Source organism: Desulfonauticus submarinus, from assembly GCF_900104045.1.
In the GTDB taxonomy this organism is placed as follows: Bacteria; Desulfobacterota; Desulfovibrionia; order Desulfovibrionales; family Desulfonatronovibrionaceae; genus Desulfonauticus; species Desulfonauticus submarinus.
Genome location: NZ_FNIN01000004.1, coordinates 44,442 through 66,421, shown reverse-complemented (window position 1 = coordinate 66,421; position 21,980 = coordinate 44,442). Strand labels below are relative to the sequence as shown.

At 33.8% G+C, this 21,980-nt stretch carries 21 protein-coding genes; 1 reads left to right on the top strand and 20 read right to left on the bottom strand.

Going from position 1 to position 21,980, the window contains the following annotated elements:
* Positions 1-11 precede the first annotated feature (11 nt).
* From BLP60_RS05680 to BLP60_RS05585, 20 genes are all read right to left on the bottom strand, one after another.
* Positions 12-842 (bottom strand): sulfite exporter TauE/SafE family protein, encoded by an 831-nt coding sequence (locus tag BLP60_RS05680; RefSeq protein WP_092064772.1) that lies wholly within the window; start codon positions 840-842, stop codon positions 12-14.
* 124 nt (positions 843-966) lie between these two features.
* Positions 967-2,061: a permease gene (locus BLP60_RS05675; protein ID WP_092064769.1), complete on the bottom strand. Its 1,095-nt coding sequence runs from the start codon at positions 2,059-2,061 to the stop codon at positions 967-969.
* Positions 2,062-2,063: 2 nt separating this feature from the next.
* Positions 2,064-2,408 carry an ArsR/SmtB family transcription factor gene (locus BLP60_RS05670; RefSeq protein WP_092064766.1) on the bottom strand — a complete coding sequence of 115 codons (345 nt, stop codon included), beginning with the start codon at positions 2,406-2,408 and terminating at the stop codon, positions 2,064-2,066.
* 283 nt (positions 2,409-2,691) lie between these two features.
* Positions 2,692-3,510: a DUF4405 domain-containing protein gene (locus BLP60_RS05665; protein WP_092064763.1), complete on the bottom strand. Its 819-nt coding sequence runs from the start codon at positions 3,508-3,510 to the stop codon at positions 2,692-2,694.
* 31 nt (positions 3,511-3,541) lie between these two features.
* Positions 3,542-3,982 carry a hypothetical protein gene (locus BLP60_RS05660; protein ID WP_092064760.1) on the bottom strand — a complete coding sequence of 147 codons (441 nt, stop codon included), beginning with the start codon at positions 3,980-3,982 and terminating at the stop codon, positions 3,542-3,544.
* Positions 3,983-4,048: 66 nt separating this feature from the next.
* Positions 4,049-4,405 carry a hypothetical protein gene (locus BLP60_RS05655; protein WP_092064757.1) on the bottom strand — a complete coding sequence of 119 codons (357 nt, stop codon included), beginning with the start codon at positions 4,403-4,405 and terminating at the stop codon, positions 4,049-4,051.
* 174 nt (positions 4,406-4,579) lie between these two features.
* The gene (locus tag BLP60_RS05650) at positions 4,580-5,950 is read right to left on the bottom strand and encodes a B12-binding domain-containing radical SAM protein (RefSeq protein WP_234970961.1); all 1,371 of its coding nucleotides are present in this window, start codon (positions 5,948-5,950) and stop codon (positions 4,580-4,582) included.
* The gene (locus BLP60_RS05645; protein ID WP_092064751.1) at positions 5,895-6,662 is read right to left on the bottom strand and encodes a tetratricopeptide repeat protein; all 768 of its coding nucleotides are present in this window, start codon (positions 6,660-6,662) and stop codon (positions 5,895-5,897) included. The genes BLP60_RS05650 and BLP60_RS05645 overlap by 56 nt, the downstream gene beginning before the upstream one ends.
* Before the next feature lies 1 nt (position 6,663).
* Positions 6,664-7,542, bottom strand: a complete 879-nt coding sequence (gene hisG, locus BLP60_RS05640) for an ATP phosphoribosyltransferase (RefSeq protein WP_434963931.1) — start codon at positions 7,540-7,542, stop codon at positions 6,664-6,666.
* Positions 7,542-7,925 carry a phosphoribosyl-AMP cyclohydrolase gene (gene hisI / locus BLP60_RS05635; protein ID WP_092064745.1) on the bottom strand — a complete coding sequence of 128 codons (384 nt, stop codon included), beginning with the start codon at positions 7,923-7,925 and terminating at the stop codon, positions 7,542-7,544. Before hisI ends, hisG begins: the two co-directional genes overlap by 1 nt.
* Positions 7,926-7,961: 36 nt before the next feature.
* Entirely contained in the window at positions 7,962-8,993 is a 1,032-nt protein-coding gene (gene rlmN, locus BLP60_RS05630; RefSeq protein ID WP_092064742.1) for a dual-specificity RNA methyltransferase RlmN, read from the bottom strand.
* Between the two features lie 107 nt (positions 8,994-9,100).
* Positions 9,101-10,432, bottom strand: a complete 1,332-nt coding sequence (locus BLP60_RS05625) for an HD domain-containing protein (protein WP_092064738.1) — start codon at positions 10,430-10,432, stop codon at positions 9,101-9,103.
* Between the two features lie 216 nt (positions 10,433-10,648).
* On the bottom strand, positions 10,649-11,569 hold the full coding sequence (locus BLP60_RS05620; protein ID WP_092064735.1) for a dihydroorotate dehydrogenase: 921 nt from the start codon (positions 11,567-11,569) through the stop codon (positions 10,649-10,651).
* Complete coding sequence (locus BLP60_RS05615) at positions 11,569-12,333, bottom strand: iron-sulfur cluster-binding protein (RefSeq protein ID WP_092064732.1); 765 nt, start codon at positions 12,331-12,333, stop codon at positions 11,569-11,571. Before BLP60_RS05615 ends, BLP60_RS05620 begins: the two co-directional genes overlap by 1 nt.
* A 95-nt stretch (positions 12,334-12,428) precedes the next feature.
* Positions 12,429-14,006 carry an AAA family ATPase gene (locus BLP60_RS05610; protein WP_092064729.1) on the bottom strand — a complete coding sequence of 526 codons (1,578 nt, stop codon included), beginning with the start codon at positions 14,004-14,006 and terminating at the stop codon, positions 12,429-12,431.
* Positions 14,007-14,037: 31 nt separating this feature from the next.
* Positions 14,038-15,642, bottom strand: coding sequence for a glycosyltransferase family protein (locus tag BLP60_RS05605; RefSeq protein WP_092064726.1), 1,605 nt, complete (start codon positions 15,640-15,642; stop codon positions 14,038-14,040).
* Positions 15,639-16,451 (bottom strand): ABC transporter permease, encoded by an 813-nt coding sequence (locus tag BLP60_RS05600; protein ID WP_092064723.1) that lies wholly within the window; start codon positions 16,449-16,451, stop codon positions 15,639-15,641. Before BLP60_RS05600 ends, BLP60_RS05605 begins: the two co-directional genes overlap by 4 nt.
* Positions 16,452-16,519: 68 nt before the next feature.
* On the bottom strand, positions 16,520-17,515 hold the full coding sequence (locus BLP60_RS05595) for an ABC transporter permease (protein WP_234970960.1): 996 nt from the start codon (positions 17,513-17,515) through the stop codon (positions 16,520-16,522).
* A gap of 3 nt (positions 17,516-17,518) precedes the next feature.
* Positions 17,519-18,517 carry an NAD(P)H-dependent glycerol-3-phosphate dehydrogenase gene (locus BLP60_RS05590; RefSeq protein WP_092064720.1) on the bottom strand — a complete coding sequence of 333 codons (999 nt, stop codon included), beginning with the start codon at positions 18,515-18,517 and terminating at the stop codon, positions 17,519-17,521.
* 144 nt (positions 18,518-18,661) lie between these two features.
* Positions 18,662-20,470, bottom strand: coding sequence for a methyl-accepting chemotaxis protein (locus BLP60_RS05585; RefSeq protein ID WP_092064718.1), 1,809 nt, complete (start codon positions 20,468-20,470; stop codon positions 18,662-18,664).
* Between the two features lie 286 nt (positions 20,471-20,756).
* Here BLP60_RS05585 and BLP60_RS05580 point away from each other — a divergent pair, with 286 nt between their 5' ends.
* Positions 20,757-21,974, top strand: coding sequence for a flagellar assembly protein T N-terminal domain-containing protein (locus tag BLP60_RS05580; RefSeq protein WP_092064715.1), 1,218 nt, complete (start codon positions 20,757-20,759; stop codon positions 21,972-21,974).
* Positions 21,975-21,980: the final 6 nt, after the last annotated feature.

Genomic DNA, 21,980 nt, shown 5'->3' with positions numbered 1-21,980 from the left:
GATAGTTAATTTTATATAGGCAAATTAAGCCACTGAAATACACCTATCATCTTTAATCCCATATAAATCATCACAATAATGAACAAGTATTTTAACTTCTGAGGAGACAACTTATGGGCTACCATTACTCCAACACGTGCCATTGGGACACTTGTACCTGCTAAAAGCACCCATTGCAACAAATTCACGTAGCCTAAAGAATAAGAGGGCAATCCACTTACAGAAAGACCATTCAAAATATATGACAATATCCCCCCAATAGAGGCAAAAATCATAAGTGCTGTAGAAGAACCAACTGCCTGATGCATATCAAAGCGGAGAGCTAAAACCATTACAGGAATCATTAGTACTCCTCCACCAATCCCAATAATTCCAGAGACAATACCCAACGGAAATCCCCACAAAATATATGCTAAAACATTATCTACTGGCTTTTGTTCTACTTTAATTGGTTTAGCAGTAAGCATTCTAATAGCTCCAGCTAAAATAGCCAAGCCAAAACCAATTTTTAAAATATTCCCTGGAAGATGAGAAGCAATATAACCACCAACAAACGCACCTATTAATGCAGATATCCCTAAAATAATTGCGGCCTTCCATAAAACCACGCCCTTTTTATGATGTCCTATAGCTCCACTAATAGCTGTTACTAGCACTACTGCCAAATTTGTTCCAAAAGCAATTCTAATAGCAATGGTGGAGTCAACTCCTATAGAAGTAAGAGCCCAAAATTGAACAGGCACCATAATAAAACATCCACCGACTCCTAATAGACCTGAAGCAAAGCCTACTCCTATCCCCGTAATTAATAAAGCAATGATCTGTATATAACCCATATGCATAATAAATTAACCTCCTCTTAAATTAAAAAATAAAAAAAATCTCTTTTAAATAAAGGAGGCTAACTAACTACCAACCCACCAACAAAAACATTTTTTGCCTTTTTGTTTAGCTAATTTCATATTTTTAAACTAAGTAATTAAATAAATATCCAACAAATAAAATACCTGCTCCAACGACACCAATAAAAATAAAAATGAGCTTTGGCTTTAACACCTTACGCAGAATAAGCATTTCTGGTAAAGAAAGTGCTATAACGCTCATCATAAAGGCTAGGGCTGTACCTAAACTAGCACCTTTCCCTAAAAGAGCCTCTACAACAGGTACAATCCCTGCCGCGTTTGAATACATAGGAATACCAATTAATACAGATAAAGGCACAGACCACCATGCTCCTTTACCCATTAAAGAGGCCAATAAACTTTGGGGCACATAGCCATGAATTATTGCTCCCACAGCTATTCCTAAAAGTATATATAACCAGACCTTGCCTACAATTTCTTTTACTGTTTTTATCCCATATTCAATTCTATCTGCCCAAGACTTTTTCTCTTCTATCATATCTTGAGGACTTGTCCTAATCTGCCTAACCCACTCCTCAATATACTCTTCCAAACCCAAACGTCCTAAAATCCATCCCGCAAAGATTGCAATTAAAATTCCTGTACTCATATAAATTAAGGCAACCTTCCATCCCACTAATCCATATAAAAGCACTACTGCTATTTCATTCACCATTGGAGCAGAAATAAGAAAAGAAAAAGTAACTCCTAAAGGTATACCCGCAGTAACAAATCCAATAAACAAAGGAATTGCAGAGCAAGTACAAAAAGGGGTTACTATTCCTAAAAGAGCAGCCAAGATATTTCCCATAAATTCTCTCTTACCTGCCAACATTGCTCTTGCCTTTTCTGGACTAAAAAAAGAACGAATAATGCCCACAAAAAATACAACCAAGCTCATCAACAAAAGAACTTTTGGAGCATCATAAACAAAAAATTGGATAGCACTTGCTAAATGGGTATTAGGTGGAAGTTTTAATATATCAAAAACAACATATTTAGAAAATTTTAGAAGATTAAGATAAACAGCAATCCATATCACAAGACTCATGATAATAAAACTAAGATACTTTCCTAAAGATGCTTTTCTTCTTTTTTCTTTTAATCCTGCTGTAGAGCTTTGCTCGTTAATAGATTTAAGCGGTTGTAATGGCTTCATACTTATCTCCTTTGGCAATCTCTAATAATGTTTTCAAGCTTTATTAACAGATTATCTACCTCTTTATCCTCATTTAACCACCTTTTTAAAATAGATAACATCATATCACTATACTCATTCCCTTCTCCTCTAATTGATAACCGATACAAAACCCACATTCCTTGTTTACGGCTTTTCACCAATCCAGCATCCTCTAATATCTTAAGATGTTTAGAAATTGTTGGTTGAGCAAGACCCAAAACTGCCTGAATCTCACAAACACACCTTTCACCCTTCTCAAGCATCTTAAGAATTTTAACCCTATTTTCTTCTGCCAACGCCTTCATTACTTTTAAAAATAACTTCATCTTAAACTCCATAGCTACATTTCCATATAGGAATATGGTCATAAATTAAACATGTCAATATATTTTATTACAAAAACAAAATTATTATATTTAAAGACTAAATTTGGTTTACAATTAGGTAGGAACTTTCTTATTGACTATTTTTTAGTTATCCCAGGGATTATTACAAAAATTTAAGAAATTTTTAAAAAGTGAAAAATTTATAACATAATAACCCTCAGTTGGAGAAGTGATTTTAAAAAAATTATACAGAAAAAATAAAACTAATTGATTAACAGTTTTTTTAGTTAAAATTTTGCTGTAATAGCTTATACAAATCAGACGGGGTTTGATTTCTGCTTGCAGCAATTTCTTTTAAGGTAGTATTTGCTTTAACTACATATCCATTTTTTTCTAACACTAAAACAACATCTTGAAGATTAAGTCCAAACTGCTGACAAAATTCTTTTAGAGTAAGCTTGCCTATACCTAAAGGGATAAAAGCAGATAAACCTGCTTTCTTTTTATCATAGTCTATCGCAATTTCATACACCTGCTTTGGGGTTAAGTTATTTATTCTAGCAATTTCTAAAATTGTATCTTGAGGTCCACTGAATTTAATATTTCTCTTTTTTAGGTTATTTAAAACTTGCTTCAAATCCAAACCTAAGCGTTGACACAAAACCTTAAGACTAGAAAGCTCTGCATGACCATAAGGAGGATTTCCATACTTTAAAGATGCTTTTTCTTTAATAACCTCGCTAAAATCTATAATTGTAGAAAATGGCGGGACCATAAAATAAGTCCCACCACTTACTAGTAAAATTATCAAAAGGGCAACGTTAAATTCTTTAGTAAAAATTATAAGCCTATTTAACTTATTTTTAAAATAATGTGTTATAGAATTCCAATTATAATAAAGATGGAAAAAGACAGATAATAAAAACAAAAAACCAAGATTAATATGCAAATTTTGCCACTGTGTTTTCGATAATCCCCAAAGAGTCCAATCTACCCAGTAGGCAACTCTACCATGAGGAACAATATAAAGGACAATACTAGTAACAAGTAAGAGTCCAAAGGAAAGCAATGATAATAAGGAAATTAATCGCCTAACTCTCATTTTTTCAACCCCTATATTTCAATATTAAACTTTAAGGTCTATGATTTCCACATCCATGTCCATATCTACCCCAACAACTACGCCATATAGGAAAACCTTGTTGATCTCGCAATACAATCTCTCTAGTAGCTGTATTTAATTTTACAGGAATAAAGTAGTCTCCATATTCATAACCCTTAACAGAGACATTCTCTCCTAGTTTAAGATTGTATCCTTGTTGCCGCCAAAACCACCATGGGCCAAGTCGCATATACACATCTCCGCTCTTAGTTTTTAGGATCGCAACTGGTGGAGAAAACTGTTTTATCTTCCCTTGTATTTCTATCATCTTAACCTCTTGCCCGCCTCTCCATGACCACCTAGGACAAGAAAAAACTGTACTGTTTTCTTTAGCATATCCTGTTATCTCTCCTAATGCAAGCCCTAGCGTTAAAAATACTCCCATTAAACCCAAAATAAATCTTTTTTTCATTATTACCTCCCTAATCTAAATTTTACTTAGAGGTGAGCTAAAACTCACCTCTATATCTTTAATCTTTTATTGGTTTGTTTCTGACAAAGTGCCCTCTGAAGGCATGTTTCTTAACTGATTCGTTGATTGCTGCTGAGTTCTATAACGATATCTTTGCTGAACTCCTTGTTGTTGGCTTTGATCTCCATATCTTTGACGAAACCGATGATGGTACATATTATTAGAATGCTGAGGAGAGGAATAACAAGGCCCATAATTATTGGAATATGTATTTCCATAACCTCCTCCGGCCATGCCTCCTCCACCACGGCTGCCACCTCCATGTCCTCCTCCTCGTGCAAAAACATTTCCTGAAGAGACAAACATTAAACCTACTACTAAGATAATACTTACAACTGCACTAACTATCATTGATTTTTTCATGACTACACCTCCTTTTTTTAAAAAATAGTCTAAAATCGATTAGACTTTATTCTTTGGTTATCACAAAATATGCCAAAGATTCCTTAAATATAATTTATTGAATTTAAAGTCTTTTTAAAAAATGAATAAAAATATTGTCGACAGAAAAGTCGAATGACTCGACAAAATTGTCGTTTATAACCTAAGCAAGCTTTTCCAAAAAGACGCCTTTTCCCAAGAAAAACCTCCTGGGACACAAGGCCAAATAGAATTATTTTGGAATAATGGTTCTTCACTTAAAGGATATGGGCTAACCTTTTTAGCTTGCTCAAAAATAGACGTATGAGGAATAGGAGTAAAATAGGCTAAATCAGGCTGAATCCCCCAAGTTTTTACAAAAGAAATTGCAGCTTTTATTTCTGCTTCGGTCTGCTCAGGTAGCCCAAACAAAATATAGGCTCCTATTTGTTCGGGTTTAAATCCTGCATTAAATAAATTACTTAATCCTCTCTCCCACTGTTCTTTAGTAAGCTTTTTATCTAATCTAGAATTAAAATTAGCTGTTTCTAAACCTAAACGAATAGTAGTAAGTCCAGCTTGATAAAAGAGTTTGCAAATATCTCTATTTAAATAACGTACATGCATTGCGTTAGGTGTATGTAAACGAATTTTTAATTTATTTTTAATGACGTATTTTAAAAACGGGATAAGCCATTTTTGAGGATTTACTAATAACGCATCATCATAAAAAGCAAAATTGCGTACCCCTTTTAAAAATTCATTTTCAAATTCCTGAATAAAGCAAGAATATTCCTTTTGTTGAAAATTATTATACAACAACCTACTTGCACAATATTCACAGTTAAAAGGACAGCCTCTAGACCCTAATAAGATAGAAAACTCCTTTCCTCTATATAAATCTAGGGCCATCTTTAGACCCGCACCGTTAGGTAGAGAAGGTGCACTTATTCCTAACAGTTCCCATAATTTAGACCAATTATCTGGGGTTTCAAGGGGACCCTTTAAAATTAAATCAAATCCCCACTGTTGAGCATGTTCAAAGCACAAAGTAGCATAAATACCTCCTAACACTACCTTAGCTTTAGGAAAAATATCCCTCACTAAATTTAAAGTGGCCACTACTCCTGGATACCAATAGGTCATAATAGAAGTAATCAAAATCAAATCAGGATGAGGAGAAATTTTTTGCAAAGCTCCTTTTACTGCTTCATAAGAAAGACCATAACGAGAGAATTTACGAGGAATATTTAGATAAACAAAAGGTTTTGGTAGGGAGCTTTTAGGATAATGTCCTTTTCCAAACAAATGAGGTTTAGGCCATGGATGGTCTTGCCATGTTTTATCCATGCAATCCAGGAGGGCTACATTTGCACCTGCCTCCCTTAGCATATCTAAACAAACTAATAAACCGACTGGCCTTGACCATAAGTTATAGGCTGCAAAATCATATATCCAAGGATTTATTCCTAAAATATAAGGGCCTATTTTTCTATGGGAGGAACTCCAAGTAATCTTGGGCCATTTTGGCCTCATCGCTTTTGGCATGATGAGTAATAAGTTCCTCTAACCATTTTCTGGCATCTTGATTTTGGCCAAGCTTAAGTAAAGTTTTTGCATATTCTAAAATTAACTTGGAGTTATCAGGGTTTGCCTCTACCCCTTCTTTAAGTATTTTTTTAGCTCCTTCTAAATCATTTTCCTCTTCTAAGAGTTTTGCTAAAAAAATGTATGCAGAAGTGTAGCGCCAGTTTTTCTGAACACTAATTTTCGCATATCTTTTAGCCTGCACTCTATCACCTTTTTTTAAGTAAAGACGTGCCAAATTTAAAGCAGGCAATTCTGGAGTTTTATAAGTAAGAATAGACAATGCTTTTTTAAAACACTTTTCCGCCTTCTGATTGTTTCCAGAAGCAAAATAAACAAGGCCTAAGTTATTCCACGCCTCTCCATAAGCTGGACTGAGCTTAACCGCCTTAGAAAAAGAATCTATTGCTTTTTGTCTTTCATCTAAAGCCAAATAGGCCATACCTAAATCAAAATGAAAGCGAGCATACTTATAAGCACTATTTTGAACGGTTAATAGCTGTCTTAATGCTTCCCTAGGACGCAAATCCATTATGTATCGCTCTGCTAATTCTATACGCACTAATATTGGCTCTGGGATTTTTTGTTCATAGATATCATCTATCCTGGCCTGTTTTGTGGCACAACTTGTTAAAATAAAAAATAATATACCAATAAAAAATAACCTTTTCATTTTAAATCACCTTGTTTAAAGGATATTCTATAATCGCTTCTGCTCCTTTTTGCAAAAGCAAAGGTATTAGCTCTCGCACAGTACTTTTTTCTACCACAATCTCTACAGAAAACCAATCACTATTGTAAAGAGGAGCTACTGTAGGAGAAGTCATTGCAGGGAGCACATTCATCACTTCATCCATTTTTTCTTTTGGGACATTCATCTTCATACCAACTAATTTTTCTGCTCTAAGAGCCCCTTGTAAAAGAGTATTTATTGTTTCAATCTTATGTCTTTTCCAAGAATCTTCCCATGCCTTTTTATTAGCAATAAACTGAGTATTTGTCTGCAAAATCTCTGCAATTATTTTTAAACCATGAGCTTTAATAGTAGTTCCTGTCTCTGTTACTTCCACAATCGCATCGCACAATCCTTCTACTACTTTGGCCTCTGTGGCCCCCCAAGAAAATTCAACTTCCACAGGTATGCCTGCTTTTTGAAAATATTTCTCTGTAAAATTTTTAAGTTCTGTAGCAATTTTCTTTCCAGCCAAATCCTCTGGTCTTTTATAAGGAGAATCCCCTGCTACAGCTAGCACCCACCTAGCAGGCCTAGCACTAACTTTAGAATAAATTAAATCAGAAACAATAACTACATCAGACTCATTTTCCAATATCCAGTCCTTACCTGTCAAACCTGCATCTAAAATCCCCTCTTCTACATAACGAGACATCTCCTGAGCTCTACACATAGAGCACTGTATCTCTAAGTCATTAATATCAGGAAAATAATTTCTATGATGTTCAGTAATTTTCCAACCAGCTTTTGCAAATAATCGAAAAGTAGATTCTTGTAGAGAACCCTTAGGAATACCTAGTTTTAATACTTTTGTTCCCATTATTTATATACCTCCTTTGGATCAAATACCTTGGGCGAACAGATATCTATAGTTCCTTTCTTGGAAATACGACGATAAAAACAACTTTTATAGCCTTTGTGACAGGCAGCTCCCCCTATTTGTTCCACTATATATAAAATAGTATCTGAATCACAATCTAAACGAATTTCTTTTATTTTTTGCACATGTCCAGAGCTTTCTCCTTTATGCCATAACTTTTGTCTGCTTCTACTATAGTAATGAGCCTCTCCTGTCTCTAAGGTTTTCTCCCATGCTTCTTTATTCACATAGGCTAACATCAAAACCTCTTTAGTTTTATAATCTTGAGCTATCGCTGGTAACAAACCCTTTCCCTTATCAAAATCAGGATACCAATTCTCCAATTCTACCTCCCCTTAAATTTACTCAATAAAGTTAGTTCAATTTACACTTGCCCTCAATTGGCCACAAGCAGCTAAAATATCCTCTCCTTTACTTTTACGCAAAATAGCAGTTAAATTATGATCCCATAACACCTTTTCAAAGGCGAGAATACGCTCTTCTGAAGGAGACTTATAGGCACTGCCAGGCCACGGATTATATTTTATTAAATTGATCTTACACCTAATTCCTTTTAAAATGCGAACAAGCTCTAATGCGTCTTCTTTAGAATCATTAACTCCATTTAATAAAATATATTCTATAGTGATCCTCTCTCTTGGTTCCAAAGGATATTGTTCTAAAGCTAATAAAAGTTCTTCTAATGGCCATTTAGAAGTAGCTGGCATTATTTTAGTTCGTAAAGTTGAAAAAGAAGCATGTAAAGAAACAGCTAATCTCCCTAATTTACTATCTCCAAACAACCTCAGTGTATCTAAAACCCCAATAGTAGACAAAGTAATTCTACGTTTAGAAAAATTTAAATACTTTTCATGATTTAAAATTACTAAACTTTTTTTTACTTCTTGCCAGTTTAATAATGGTTCTCCCATTCCCATATAAACAATATTACGCAACAAACGGGCTAATCCATGTTCTTGAATAAATTTCTTCGCCAATATTACTTGGGCTACAATTTCGTAAGCCTTAAGATTTCTTTTAAAACCCATTTGGCCAGTATGACAAAAGGTACATCCCAAAGGGCAACCAACTTGAGAAGAAATACACAGCGTATAATGATCCTTTTCTGGAATCAAAACCGTTTCTATTAGTTCATTATCTTCAAGTTTAATAAGGAATTTATGAGTTCCATCCCTACTTACAGAGACTTTATTTAACTTAGGCCAAGAAATAGAAAATGTTTCATTTAATCGTTCACGCAACAATTTAGAAATATTTGTCATTTCATAAAAGTTCTCAACTCCTTTTCCCCATAACCACTGCCAAACTTGTTCAACACGAAATTTTTGCTCTCCTTGAGTTAAAAACCAAGCTAAAAGATCTTCTTTTTCTACTTCTAAAATATTACGCATTTATCCCCAAGACCTTAAAAACTTTTATTAGACTTGAAAATCAAGATCGCTACGAAATTACTATTTTACAAGATAAAAGGTTATGATGCTAAGATAATAACCAAATTTTAAGAAAGTTTCTCCTTAGTCGCATAACTACGCACAAATTCTACAGCTTCTTCCAAATTATTTACATCTCCACGAATTTGAGCTTGCAAAAGCTCGTCTCTAATCACCCCAACTAGTGGACCTGGCTTAATACCAGTATATTCCATAATCTGGTGACCGTTTAATAGCGGTTCCAACAATTCCTCACTAATCTCAGCTCTTTCTAACATCTTTAAATTATGGTTAAACTCTCTATAACTACCATTCCTAGCCTTCAAATCTGCTCTAACCATCTCTATAAGTCTTGGATACTCATCTAATCCTTTAAACCTTCTGATTCCCTTATCTGTCAGCATAAAATGAAAACGCATATGATGCTTTACCAAATGGCAAATTAAATCAATATCTTCACTCGGAAAACCTAATCGTCTTAAAATTTTTCGCGTAACTTTAGCTCCTATTTGATGATGTTGATAAAAAGTCAGTTGCCCATCTACTTCCTCTGCAGTGTAAAGTTTACCTACATCATGGAAAAGGCAAGCCAAAGTCCCATACCAATCATAAGGAAGCTCTTCTGGATAGCGCTTCATTACCTCAATAGTATGTTCAAAAACAGTTTCTTCTCCTTCTTCTGGGTTCTTTATATGCTTTACCCTACTTAAGGCAGCCAATTCAGGTATTAAACCGTGAAGTATCATGGAGTCGAATAACAATTGAACAAATTGCCACATATTTTCAGCTTCTACTTTTCTCCATTCATCCATAATATCTACTACAGAAACATAATCCACTACTCTTCTAGCAGCTCTTACAATGGCTAGCCACGTATTCGTTTCTATGGGCATTTGATAGTTTGCCGAAAACCTAAGTGCTCTAACAGCCAAAAGATAATCTCGTTTTAAAGTTTCATCAGCAATTCCCTTAAAAGCAATCTGACCACTATCCAAAGTCTCAAATCCATCAAACGCATCTTTAGAACGAGGGATATAAGGACAGGCTAAATTTAAAGACAATTCCCCCCTTGCTTCTAACTTTTTTAAAAGCCTAGGAGTAAGTCTAGCTAGTGCAGCCTCTGGGTAAGAGGCATCTAAAGTATCTGCATTGTAAAAATGAAATATTGTTTCTCCTTCTTTTAAATGAGCAAAACTATACTTTGCCAAAGGAGGACTTACATTTGGGAAAATTTTCTCCAAAGACTCCCACGAAATATCTGTACATATATCTATTTCCTTTTCTTGATTAGAATCTATTAGGGCTTTTTTTTGTAGAGGACTATTTATTATATACGCTTCATAACCATTACGGATAATGGCTTTACATACACTAATTGCATCTTTTAACGGTTGGGGCATCTCTCTATCTCCTCTAAAAATTTTTATTCAAGATAGCCTTAAAATCTAAATAGCTCAAGTTTTAAAGTTTAACCTCTTAAGGCACTTAATCTAATTTTGTTTAAGATTCCATTTTTTAAACTTGTAAGGATAAAGAGGATTGAGCAAAAGTAAATTCCACTACCAGTACCTATTCACTGTTAAAAATACATTTCATGCTAAAAAATATCTACTAAATTAAACCTCTAAGCTGCCAACCCATTCTTTTAAGCTAACTATTCCTAACTTATTCATAAGATGAGGCAACTCTTCAACCAATTCAAAACTAAGACCAGGACGCATAAAATTAGCACTACCTATCTGGACAGCTAATGCTCCAACTAAAAGAAATTCTAAAACATCTTCTACTTTAGATATACCACCTACTCCTATAACAGGAATATCAAATTTAGAAGCCACTTCGTACACCATCTTTAAAGCCACAGGCTTTATAGCAGGTCCAGAAAGACCACCAAAAATATTTTTTAATTTTGGTTTTTTAGTATAAATATCTACTGCCATGCCACTTAAGGTATTAATAAGAGATACAATATCGCTACCTGCATCTATTACAGCTCTAGCAATCTCTTTAATATCTGTAACATTAGGACTTAACTTCACAATTACAGGCTTTGGGCCTGCTTTTTTTCTCACTTCTTCCACTACTTTAAAAGCCATCTTTGGTTCTTGTCCAAATTGTACACCTCCTTGCTTTACGTTTGGACAAGATATATTTACTTCTAGTGCTGCAACTCTAGTCTCCTGACTCAAAATCTCTGCTAACTCTCCAAATTCTTGAACCGAATGTGCATATAAATTTACAATCACAGCAGTATCTTTAAAAGGAAGAAATGGTAACTTATCTTTTAAAAAAGCATCTATCCCTATATTTTGCAAGCCTATAGCATTTAACATTCCACAAGGAGTTTCTACGATTCTAGGCATGGGATTGCCTTGCCTGGGTTTCAAAGACAAGCCTTTTACTATAACTCCTCCTAAAGAAGCTAAATCGCCAAATTGAGAAAATTCTAGGCCATAACCAAAAGTACCAGAGGCCGTTAAAATAGGATTTTTTAATTTTAATGGTCCTAACTCAACTTCTGTATTCACTACTGACATTAAATCTCCTCCAATTCGGTCGCCTTAAAAACAGGTCCTTTTATACAGGTCTGAACATAGCCATTGACTGTTTTGGCTACACAACCAAGACATGCTCCGACCCCACAGGCCATTCTATTCTCTAAAGACAAATAAACCCTATCTGCACACTTAAATTCAAAAGCATACTTATGAACTATTTTAAGAAAAGGACGAGGTCCACAAACTAAAATTTTCCCTATGTCTTTGAAATTATATATCTCTTGTTTTATTTGTTTCTCAAACTTTTTTAAATCCTTTTCATTCTCTTGTCTAAAAGCAAATTTATCCACCAAAGAAGGAATTAAATTCCAAGGATAAACTCTTAAATCCAACCTATGACCAAAAATCAAACGAATATTCTGGGGATTTTGATGTTGAGTACAAAAGGATACAAAAGGAGCTATGCCCATACCGCCACATAAAATTAAAACCTTTTCTCTTCTATCTATAGGGAAACCATTTCCTATAGGGCCCCAACAATCTATCTTATCTCCTTTATTTAACAGAGCAAGGCGTCTCGTCCCTCGACCAACAACCTGCAAAAAAATATGCAATCCGTCTTTATCTTGATTGCAAATAGAAAAAGGGCGGGGCCAAAGTGGATCAAACTCCCAACCCCTTGGTCTAAGCATTACAAATTGCCCAGCACGGTGATTTATATCTAATCCCTCTAAAAACAAATGTATTAAAGGTGCTCCTTCTAACTTCACTATTTTTTTTACCTGCACTGTCTTAAATTCCATTTACTCCTTCCTTTTCCTAAACTTCTTTCCCACTAAAAATTAATGTGGTTTCATTCATAGTGCCAATTCTCCCTCCTAAACAAACTCTAAAACCTCTATACGCTACTTAAAAGACTTTGGGCTAAGACATCTCCCTGCGTTCCTCCTCCAGCCATTCTACTTAATTCTTGTTGTCTTTCTGCTTTTGATTTAAGTTCTTTACACACAATAATTGTTTCTTTTGCTTTACTCTTTTTCTCCACTCTAAAATGCTTATCTGCTAAAACAGCTAGTTGAGGCCAATGAGTAATTAAAAGAATCTGCTGTTTCTCTGCCAACTGTTTTATCTTTTCCCCTACCTTTAATAAAGTAAGCCCTCCTATCCCAGTATCAATCTCATCAAAAATAATCGTATCTCTGTCTGCTCCTTGCAATGTCATCAATGCTAATAAAAATCTAGATAATTCCCCCCCTGAAGCTATTTTATTTAAAGGCTCAAGATTTACTCCTGGATTGGGTTGCCACAACAACTTGAATCTTCTTTCTTTTAATTCATCATACAATAAAAAATCATAGGGTTGGAAATATATCTCTAAGCCCTGAGAAAAGCCTAAACTTTTAAGTTCTTCTTTTAATTTTATTGCCAATTCTCGACTTTTATCTTCCCGAAGTTTATTCAAATCTTGTAAAACTAATTCTAATTCTTTTTTTAATTTAATTTCTTTTTTTAAAATTTTAGAAAGTTCTAATTTACTAGCATCCAAAAAAGATAAATTTTCTTCTATTTCTTCTTTTAACCTTATAATCTCCTCTAGCGATTTGTTGAACTTTCTCTTTAAATTAGCCAAAGCATAGAGCCTGCTCTCCAGTCTATCTAATTCATAAGTAGGCTGGAATTCATATTTACCCAACTTTCCTTCCAATTCTTGAAGCAAATAAAAAAAATCTTGGGCCTGTTCATAATAACTCAAAAAGTCTTTGTCTTCTGCTAACTCTCCTAATGCATCTAATAATTCTCTAAAATCCTCCATAAAATGGCGAGTATTAAATAAAGCCAAAAGTTGCTCTACTTTCTCGTATCTTTTTTGTTCTTCTTTTATTTTAGAAACCTTGCCCAGTAATTCTTCTTCTTCTCCTGGTTTTGGATTAACCTTCTCAATTTCTTTTTGTTGAAAAGCTAGAAAATCTTTTTTTTCCTTTAACTCTGAAATTTTTTGTTCTAATTTTAACTTTTCTTTTAATAACGTATCTATTTTTTTACATAATTCTTCTTTTTTTACTTTTAAGTCTTCTAATAAAAAGGCATCAACTAATACAGTAGCTAATTTAGGATTTAAGAGCCTCTTATGGCCATGCTGACTTACATAAAGTAATAACCTATCTCCTAATTCTCGCACCTTTGCACTAGACGCTAAAATATCATTTATAAAAAAACGACTTCGTTTAGACAAAACCTCTCTTCGTATTATCCACTCATTATCTGACTCAATAAACACACCTTCAATAATCCCTTTTTTAGTTTCATCTCTCAATGTAATCTTTTGTCCACTTCCCCCTAATAAAGAAGTTAATGCCTTTAACAATAAAGATTTACCCGCTCCTGTTTCACCTGTAAAAACATTAAGGCCAGAACTTAATTCCATTTCCTGATCTGCTAAAAGAGAAAAATTTTTTATCCGCAAATACTCTAACATTTAATTACCTCTTTACACTTCTCCTTCCATACTAAGATAAGAAAAATGCCTTTTCAAACTCTCCTAAAATCGCCTTTTTACGTAACCAAAACAAACTCTCTTCCCCTTGTTTTTTGGCATTTTCATAAGCTAAATACAATTCTTCTTCAGCTTCTTTTAGACGAAAATTTTTTAAATTCGTTAAGACCAAATCCAAATTCAAACGCCAGTTATTTGGTTCTAGTAAAGAAAGCCAACTTTCCACTTTTAATAAAAAATTTTCTTGACCAGCAATTTTTTTCGCAAGTACCCTTGCTAAATGTAATACCTGCTCATTGTTCTGATTTTCTTCCAATGCTAAATAAATAAACTCTAAGGCAGCTCTGGGAAAATGTTTTTTGGAATCAAAAAGAAAACCTTGTCTTAAAATACGTTTCTCCTTCAAAAACTCTTTTGCCCAAAATAAATGGATATCTATTGAATTTAATTTCTCTACAACAATATTTTTGCCTTTAACATAACGCAATAAAAATAACTTCGCCAATCGTAAGTTGTCTAACCTTAAAGCGGCCTCACTACCTATAGCATTCAGTTCTAAATCTCTTTCTCCTATCTTATTTAATAATAAAAAATCCAATAATTCTTTTAGTTTTTGTTGCTTGTCAATAAATACTTCTAACAAAAGACTCCAATAGAAATTATCTCTAGGCAATGTAGATATGAATTTATCTATCTTATTCTCACAATTTTCATTAATACCATTTAAAGACAAAAAATAAAGACTTAGTATTGTATTATTATAAACTTCTAACTCATCTAGTTTTTTACTTTCAATATCCTGGACACAAGATAATATTTTTCTTACTCTATGCTCTGCTAAATGACACTTTAAAGACTTCTCATATCCATTTCTAGCAATGGATAAGGCCTTTAAATCATTCTTGATATAAAATTTTAACTTATCTCTTAGTTCTAAACCATGAGTATATGAAACAAATTCTTTTTCTGGTTCAAATAATAAATCTATACAAGGCAAATTTGGAGTAACTAAAAGAGCTCCATTTCCCATGGCCTCAAAAAATCTAAAATTTAAATCCCCAGCTATACATTCATTAACTACTATTTTACTTTGTTGATATAGACAAAACATTTCATCTCTGCCTATATCCTGTTTAAAAATAAAATCTGAAAAATTTTGTTTTAAAAAATTTATCAAGCGTTTTCTAATCGGTCTATATTGAGAAATTCTACCAACAAAGCATAGCTGATGTTTTCGTAAAGACCAAGATATCCACTTATTTTTTTCCACATACCAGGGTAAAAACTCTGCATGAATATTATGCTCTTGAAATTTATCGACCCAGTGGGGTTGGGCTGAAAAAACTATATCATAATTTTTCCCATAATATTTATGCCAAAAAAAATTTAAATGCGTATCTATAGACCAAAATACCTTTGGACAATGAAACTTATCCAAACCTATTAAAAGAGTTCTGGGGCCTAAATTTTCTTGGTGAAAAATCAATTCTGGTTTAAATTCTAATGCTCCAGGATATTTAGCTAAATCAATTATACCACCAGGTAAATTTACAGAAAATACTTCTCCTACTTTTGAAAATTCTAAATTCAAAGAACAATTAATTGTCAAAATTCTCATCTGTGTCGCCTAGGATCCAACATATCTCTTAGTGATTCTCCCAGCAAATTATAGCCTAAAACTGTTATAAGAATCATTAAGCCGGGGAAAATAGAAAGCCACGGAGCAATCTCTAAAACATCCTTTCCTTCCATCAACATATTGCCCCAACTAGGAATAGGAGGCTGCACCCCTATCCCTAAAAAACTCAAACCTGACTCAACCAAAATAGCTGAGGCCACACCTAAAGTGGCTGAGACCAATACAGGAGCAATACCATTTGGCAAAACATGAACAAGCAAAATTCTTAGGACAGAAGCTCCATTTAAACGAGCGGCTAAAATAAATTCTCTATTTTTCAAAGACATTGTTTCTGCACGAATCAGCCTAGCCACTCCCATCCAAGAAGTAAGGCCTATCACGATCATAATATTAGTTAAATTCGGCTCCAAAAACGCGACCACTGCCAAAATTAAAAAAAATGAGGGGAAACAAAGCATAATATCTACAAAACGCATAATAAGCTCATCTACTAAACCTCCAAAATATCCAGCAACTAACCCAAGCCCTAAACCTATAAATATAGATATTCCTACTGCTAAAAACCCGACCCAAAGTGACACCCTTGCTCCATAAAGCAAACGAGAAAAAACATCTCGTCCTAAAGCATCTGTTCCAAGCCAATGTAAAGAGGAAGGAGGCTGAAATATGGCATTTACATTAATAGCAGTAGGATCATAAGGCGCTAGATAAGGAGCCAAAACAGCTAAAACAGATGTTCCTAAAACTATGCCAAACCCAATAAAAAAAAATAATCGTTCATTTCTCATCTTTTAGCCCTAAATTCGTCCTCTTTTTAACAACATTTTAAAAATAAACTGTGTCATTTATTTTTAAGCTATTTTCTTGTCCGGGGATCAACCAGTGTATAACCGACATCTGCTAAAAAATTACCTATTAAAGTTAGAATGGCCCCCAAAACTAAATTGCCTAAAATTAAAGGATAATCTCTGGCCATAACTGCTTGATAAAAAAGCTGTCCTAGCCCTGGCAAAGCAAAAATTGACTCTACAATTACACTTCCGCCAATCAATCCAGGTACAGACAAGCCTAAAATTGTAATAATAGGCAATAAGGCATTTTTACCAGCATGCTTTAAAACCACTCGCCAGTAGGGCAAACCTTTAGCTCTGGCCAAAAGAATAAAATCTTGGCCTAAAATTTCTAACATACTGGCCCTCATATATCGCGAAAATCCTGCAAGTCCTGTAAGAGTAAAAACAAACACAGGCAAAGCCAAATGGCGAGCTAGATCCAAACATTTTTCCCAAAAAGTAAAAGATTCAAATCCCAAAGATGTTAGGCCCGAGATAGGGAAAATAGGAAGCCAAATACTTAGCCCAAGAATTAAGAGTAATGCTAACCAAAAACTAGGAATAGAAAATCCTATAAAGACAAACACTGTCATTAATTTATCAAACCACGAATTTACATACACAGCAGATAATATACCAATAGGAATAGCTAAGATAAAAACCAAAAATAAAGAAACTGCATTAAGAGTTAGAGTCAATGGCAAGCGTTCTTTTATTTTTTCCCATACAGGACGATGATCTCCACTCAAAGAATTGCCAAAATCAAAGTGAATGACTCTTTTAAGCCATTCTACATATTGCACATGGAGGGGTTTATCTAATCCATATAATTTTAATAATCTTTCTCTTGCTTCAGAACTTGCCTTAGGATTCAAAGTGGTTTGTAAGTCGGTTGGCGAACCAGGAGCTAAATGTATTACCCAAAAACTTATAATAGTAATCCCTAAAAAGGTTATGGTAAAAGATAAAATTTTTGAAAAAATTTTTTGTAATAATAACCTCCACATTATTAAGTTCATACTCTACTCTTCTTTTAATTTTCTTTCCATTAATTCACAAACAGCCTGTCTGGGATCCTTATTATCATACAAAATAGCGTATACCTGCTCTGTTATTGGCATCTCAACATTTAAACTCTGAGCTAATCTATATACTGCTTTGGTTGTTTTAACGCCTTCAGCCACCATACGCATAGAATTAATTATTTCTTTTAACTTTTCTCCTTGTCCAAGCCTAAGTCCAACCTGTCTATTTCTACTAAGATCTCCTGTACACGTTAAAACCAAATCACCCATTCCAGAGAGTCCCATAAATGTTCTCTCTTTTGCCCCTAAAGCTATACCAAGCCTACTCATCTCTGCAAGTCCCCTAGTAATAAGTGCAGCTCTTGCATCATGTCCAAAACCCAAACCATCAGCAATACCTGCAGCTAAGGCAATAATATTTTTCAAAGCTCCTCCCAACTCAACCCCTCTATAATCAGGATTATAATAAACTCTAAAATAAGAATTTGAAAAAAGTTGTTGAAGGTCCCTTCCCACTTTTTCATTAATACATCCTAAACTAACTGCTGTGGGTAACTTTGCACTTACTTCTTTTGCAAAAGAAGGACCTGAAAGGATTGCATATATAGGTTTTTTTTCACTCAAAACATCATTAATTACCTTTGAAAGAGGACTAAGGCTCTCTATCTCTATCCCTTTACTAGCACAAATTACTATAGGATTAACAGGGAACATATCTTTTACTTCTTGCAAAACTCCACGAATATATTGACAGGGAACAACCACTAGAAAATAGTTCGCATCCATAAGGACTTCTGTAATATCTGCAGAAGTTCTTAAATTAGAATGTAATTTAACTCCAGGTAAGTACCAAGTGTTTTCACCTTTTGCCTTTACTTCAGCAAGTAATTCTTTTTCACGTATCCAAAGAAATACCTCTAACTTAGCATTCTCAGCTAATAAGTTGGCTAAAGTTGTTCCCCAGCTTCCTCCTCCTAGAACTGCTATTTTTTTCACCACTTCCTCCCGACACCTAAGATTTTGATTGTTTCTATAATTTTAAAACAGACTTAAGTAAACTCAACTTTTAACCAAAAATAAAAAAAGGACAAGCAAGCTTGTCCTTTTTTATTTAAAAACCCAAACCAAAATTAAACGAAACTATTTTTCCAATCCTTCTACTATTTTGCCATTTGGCATCATATCATCACTAGGAGGAACTCCATGCTGCTGTCTATATTGCTTTCTTTTACATTCATTCATCATAGGGCCTTTACAATAACTCTGCAAAAATCCTTTTAAAAGAGCATCTTTTGTTCCCTTATATTTTTTAAAAAAACCACATTTGGGCAACAGCTCACACTCTAAATCAATCTTATACCTTTTTAATAATTTATTTAACTTATCTGCTAAATCCAACAACTTCTCACTAAAATCAAAAACATGAGAACTTGAAACAGCCATTAAATCAGCGATTTCCTTTACATTTTCTATTTCCTTTGCAATATTTTCTGCAGCAACAGCACTTTCATTAACTTGTTGAGAAACCCCTACAAGACCATCTGCAGCTTGACTCACATTAGTTGCAATATCTTTTGTAGTAACAGATTGTTGTTCCACTGAAACAGCAATTGTAGTAATAATTTCATCTATATCCTTTATTACTTTGGATATATCTTGGATCTCTTTTACAGTAAAATCTGTCTCTTGCTGAATTGCTTCTATCTTTTGTTTTATTTCCTCAGTAGCCACAGCAGTCTGTTTAGCTAACTCTTTAATTTCATTAGCTACAACAGCAAAACCTTTTCCTGCTTCTCCAGCTCTAGCAGCTTCAATAGTAGCATTTAATGCCAACAAATTGGTTTGAGACGCTATTGCATTTATTGTCTCAGTTACTACACTAATTTCATTTGCTGCTATGCCCAGCTTATTAACTCTTTGAGAAGCATTATTCGCTTTATCCACTGCTTTTGTAGCTACACTTTTAGCTTTAGAAGTGTTTTGAGCAACTTCGTCAATAGTAATAGAAAATTCTTCTGCTGCAGAAGCAACTGTATTAATATTATCTGATGCTTGTTGCATAATATGAGCTACAGAATGCATACTCTCATTCAAACTCCCTGCAGCTCCAACAGCACTAGTAACTAACGTATTAGTTTTTTCTGAGTTAGAATTTATTTCATCAGCAATAACATTTAGTTCTGCAGCAGAAGAGGATAACATCCCCACACCACCTCTAATTTCAAGAAACATGTTTTTTATATGTTCTACCATTATTTGAAAAGAATGAGACAACTCTCCTATTGCATCTTTTGCCTGATAAGAAAATTCTATAGAAAAATTTCCTTCTGCAATTTCCTCGCTTTTATACGCTAATAACCGTAATGGTTTAATGATCACTTGTAAAAAAAACCATAGCAAGATAGAACTAACTACAACGATTAAAATAAAAACTATTATACTATTAAAAAATAATCTTTTGTCTACATCTTGTAACAAATCACTCTTTTTTATTTGCACAGCGATATTCCAATCCAATGGCTTAAGATAACGAGTTATTAATAAATAGGTTTTTCCATTTAAAGAATAACTAACAACTCCTCTTTTTGAATCAAAAATTATTTTATTTTTAATAAAATTAAATACACTTCTTCCCTCTAAACTTCGATCAGAATGGATTAATATTTTGCCATTAGAATTAAAAACAAATACTTTTCCATTAAACTTTTTAGAAGCATCTAAAACATATTTCTCAAGTTGAGGGATTAAAGTTGTTCTTTCTATATTTTTCTGCATAGATATAGCATTATAAATACATTGAGAAATTTCTTCTAAAGACGACTTACCCACTCTGAATAAAGTTTTTTGAAATTGATAATAATTCAAGAAGCTAACAGATAAAATAGATATTCCTAATACACATATTACAGCTACAAAAAGTTTTGTTCCAAACTTTATCCTGGAAAACATTTCTCCTCCTTATAAAATAAAACTGAAACCTTTAATAGCTATCTCAAAATTTAAAATATGTAAATTTCGTTTAAATTAAACAAATAAGTTTACCCTATAAACCGTCTTACAACAATCTTACTCAATCCTATTTAGCAATATAAAATAAAAACTAGGAGATATTATTTGCTAGAAATATTTTTACAGTTTATTTTTTCAAAAGGAGAAATTTATTGATTGTCAATTTTTTTGAACTAGGATAAACTAAAGTTTAAATGCTTAAAAAATTTAAGAGGAGGAATGTAAAATGAAAGGCAGAAAAATGAAGCTTTGCTGGATAATATTTTTTATTCTATTTCTGCTTCCTATGTTTATTACTAAAAACAGCTTTGCCATAAAGGAAGTAGTGGTTACGGGTATGGCGCCTATGATGGGTAATCAGGCTCAAGCTAGAAATCAAGCTTTGCAACAAGCTCTAAGAAGCGCTGTAGAGCAGGGAATTGGAACTTTAATAGATTCTAGCACTATTGTAAAAAATTATCAGCTTCTATCAGATAAAATATATTCTCAAGCATCAGGCTATGTAAAAAATTATCAAGTGCTTTCAGAAGGTCCTAGTCCAGACGGACAAATGTATAATGTAACCATTAGAGCAGTAGTATCTACAGAAAGCATCAAAAATGATTTGAGAGCCATTGGCATTTTACGCCAACAAGTAGGTAATCCTCGATTTATGACTATATACTTACCAAGGACACACTCTAGTGCTTATCGAAACTCTAGAGCGGTTATTGCGGCTGAGCAAGCAATTCAAGGGGTATTTGCTAGAAAAGGCTTTGTAGTCCTAGATCAAATGTTTGTTAACAACGTCTATAATGAAATAGAACAAGCTGGAAGAATTGATATAGACATGGACGACCTCTCTGCCCTTGCCCTGAAATACAGAGCAGATCTCCTCCTGGTCTATGACGTCCATGTGGGAGTAAAAAAAGGTGGCAGAAGTAAATATTTTGGCGGTGTTATGGTAGAAGTAGATTTAAAAGCTGTCGCTCCTGCTACAGGAGATCTCATCGCCCAAAAACACGGCGACTTATATGTCCGCACCCAAAGAGTTAGTGGAAACTATTATGAAGATATGATGGCTGCCAAAGCTGCTGACAAAGTAGGTAAAGCCGTCGCTAAAGCTCTTATTGGTGATGTTCTGGCTTATTTTGAACGTCAAGTACATGGCGGAGCCAGGTTTGATATTTGGTTTAGAAATTTTAGCGAAGAAGAAGTTTATACCATTTATGATATTTTACAAAACATCTCTGGCGTAAAAGACATAAATGTAAGGCAACAATCTCCTGGCAACTTCCAAGTAGATGTAAATTATCAAGGTAAAAAGTTTGATTTTCAAAGACAGTTATATATGCAAATGAAAAGAAGAGGTATTGCTTTCCAAACTCAACAAGCTAAAGGCAACCGATTCTTATTTTTCAAAAAAGGTACGGATAATCCTTTTCGCAATATCAATATTCAATAAGGAGGG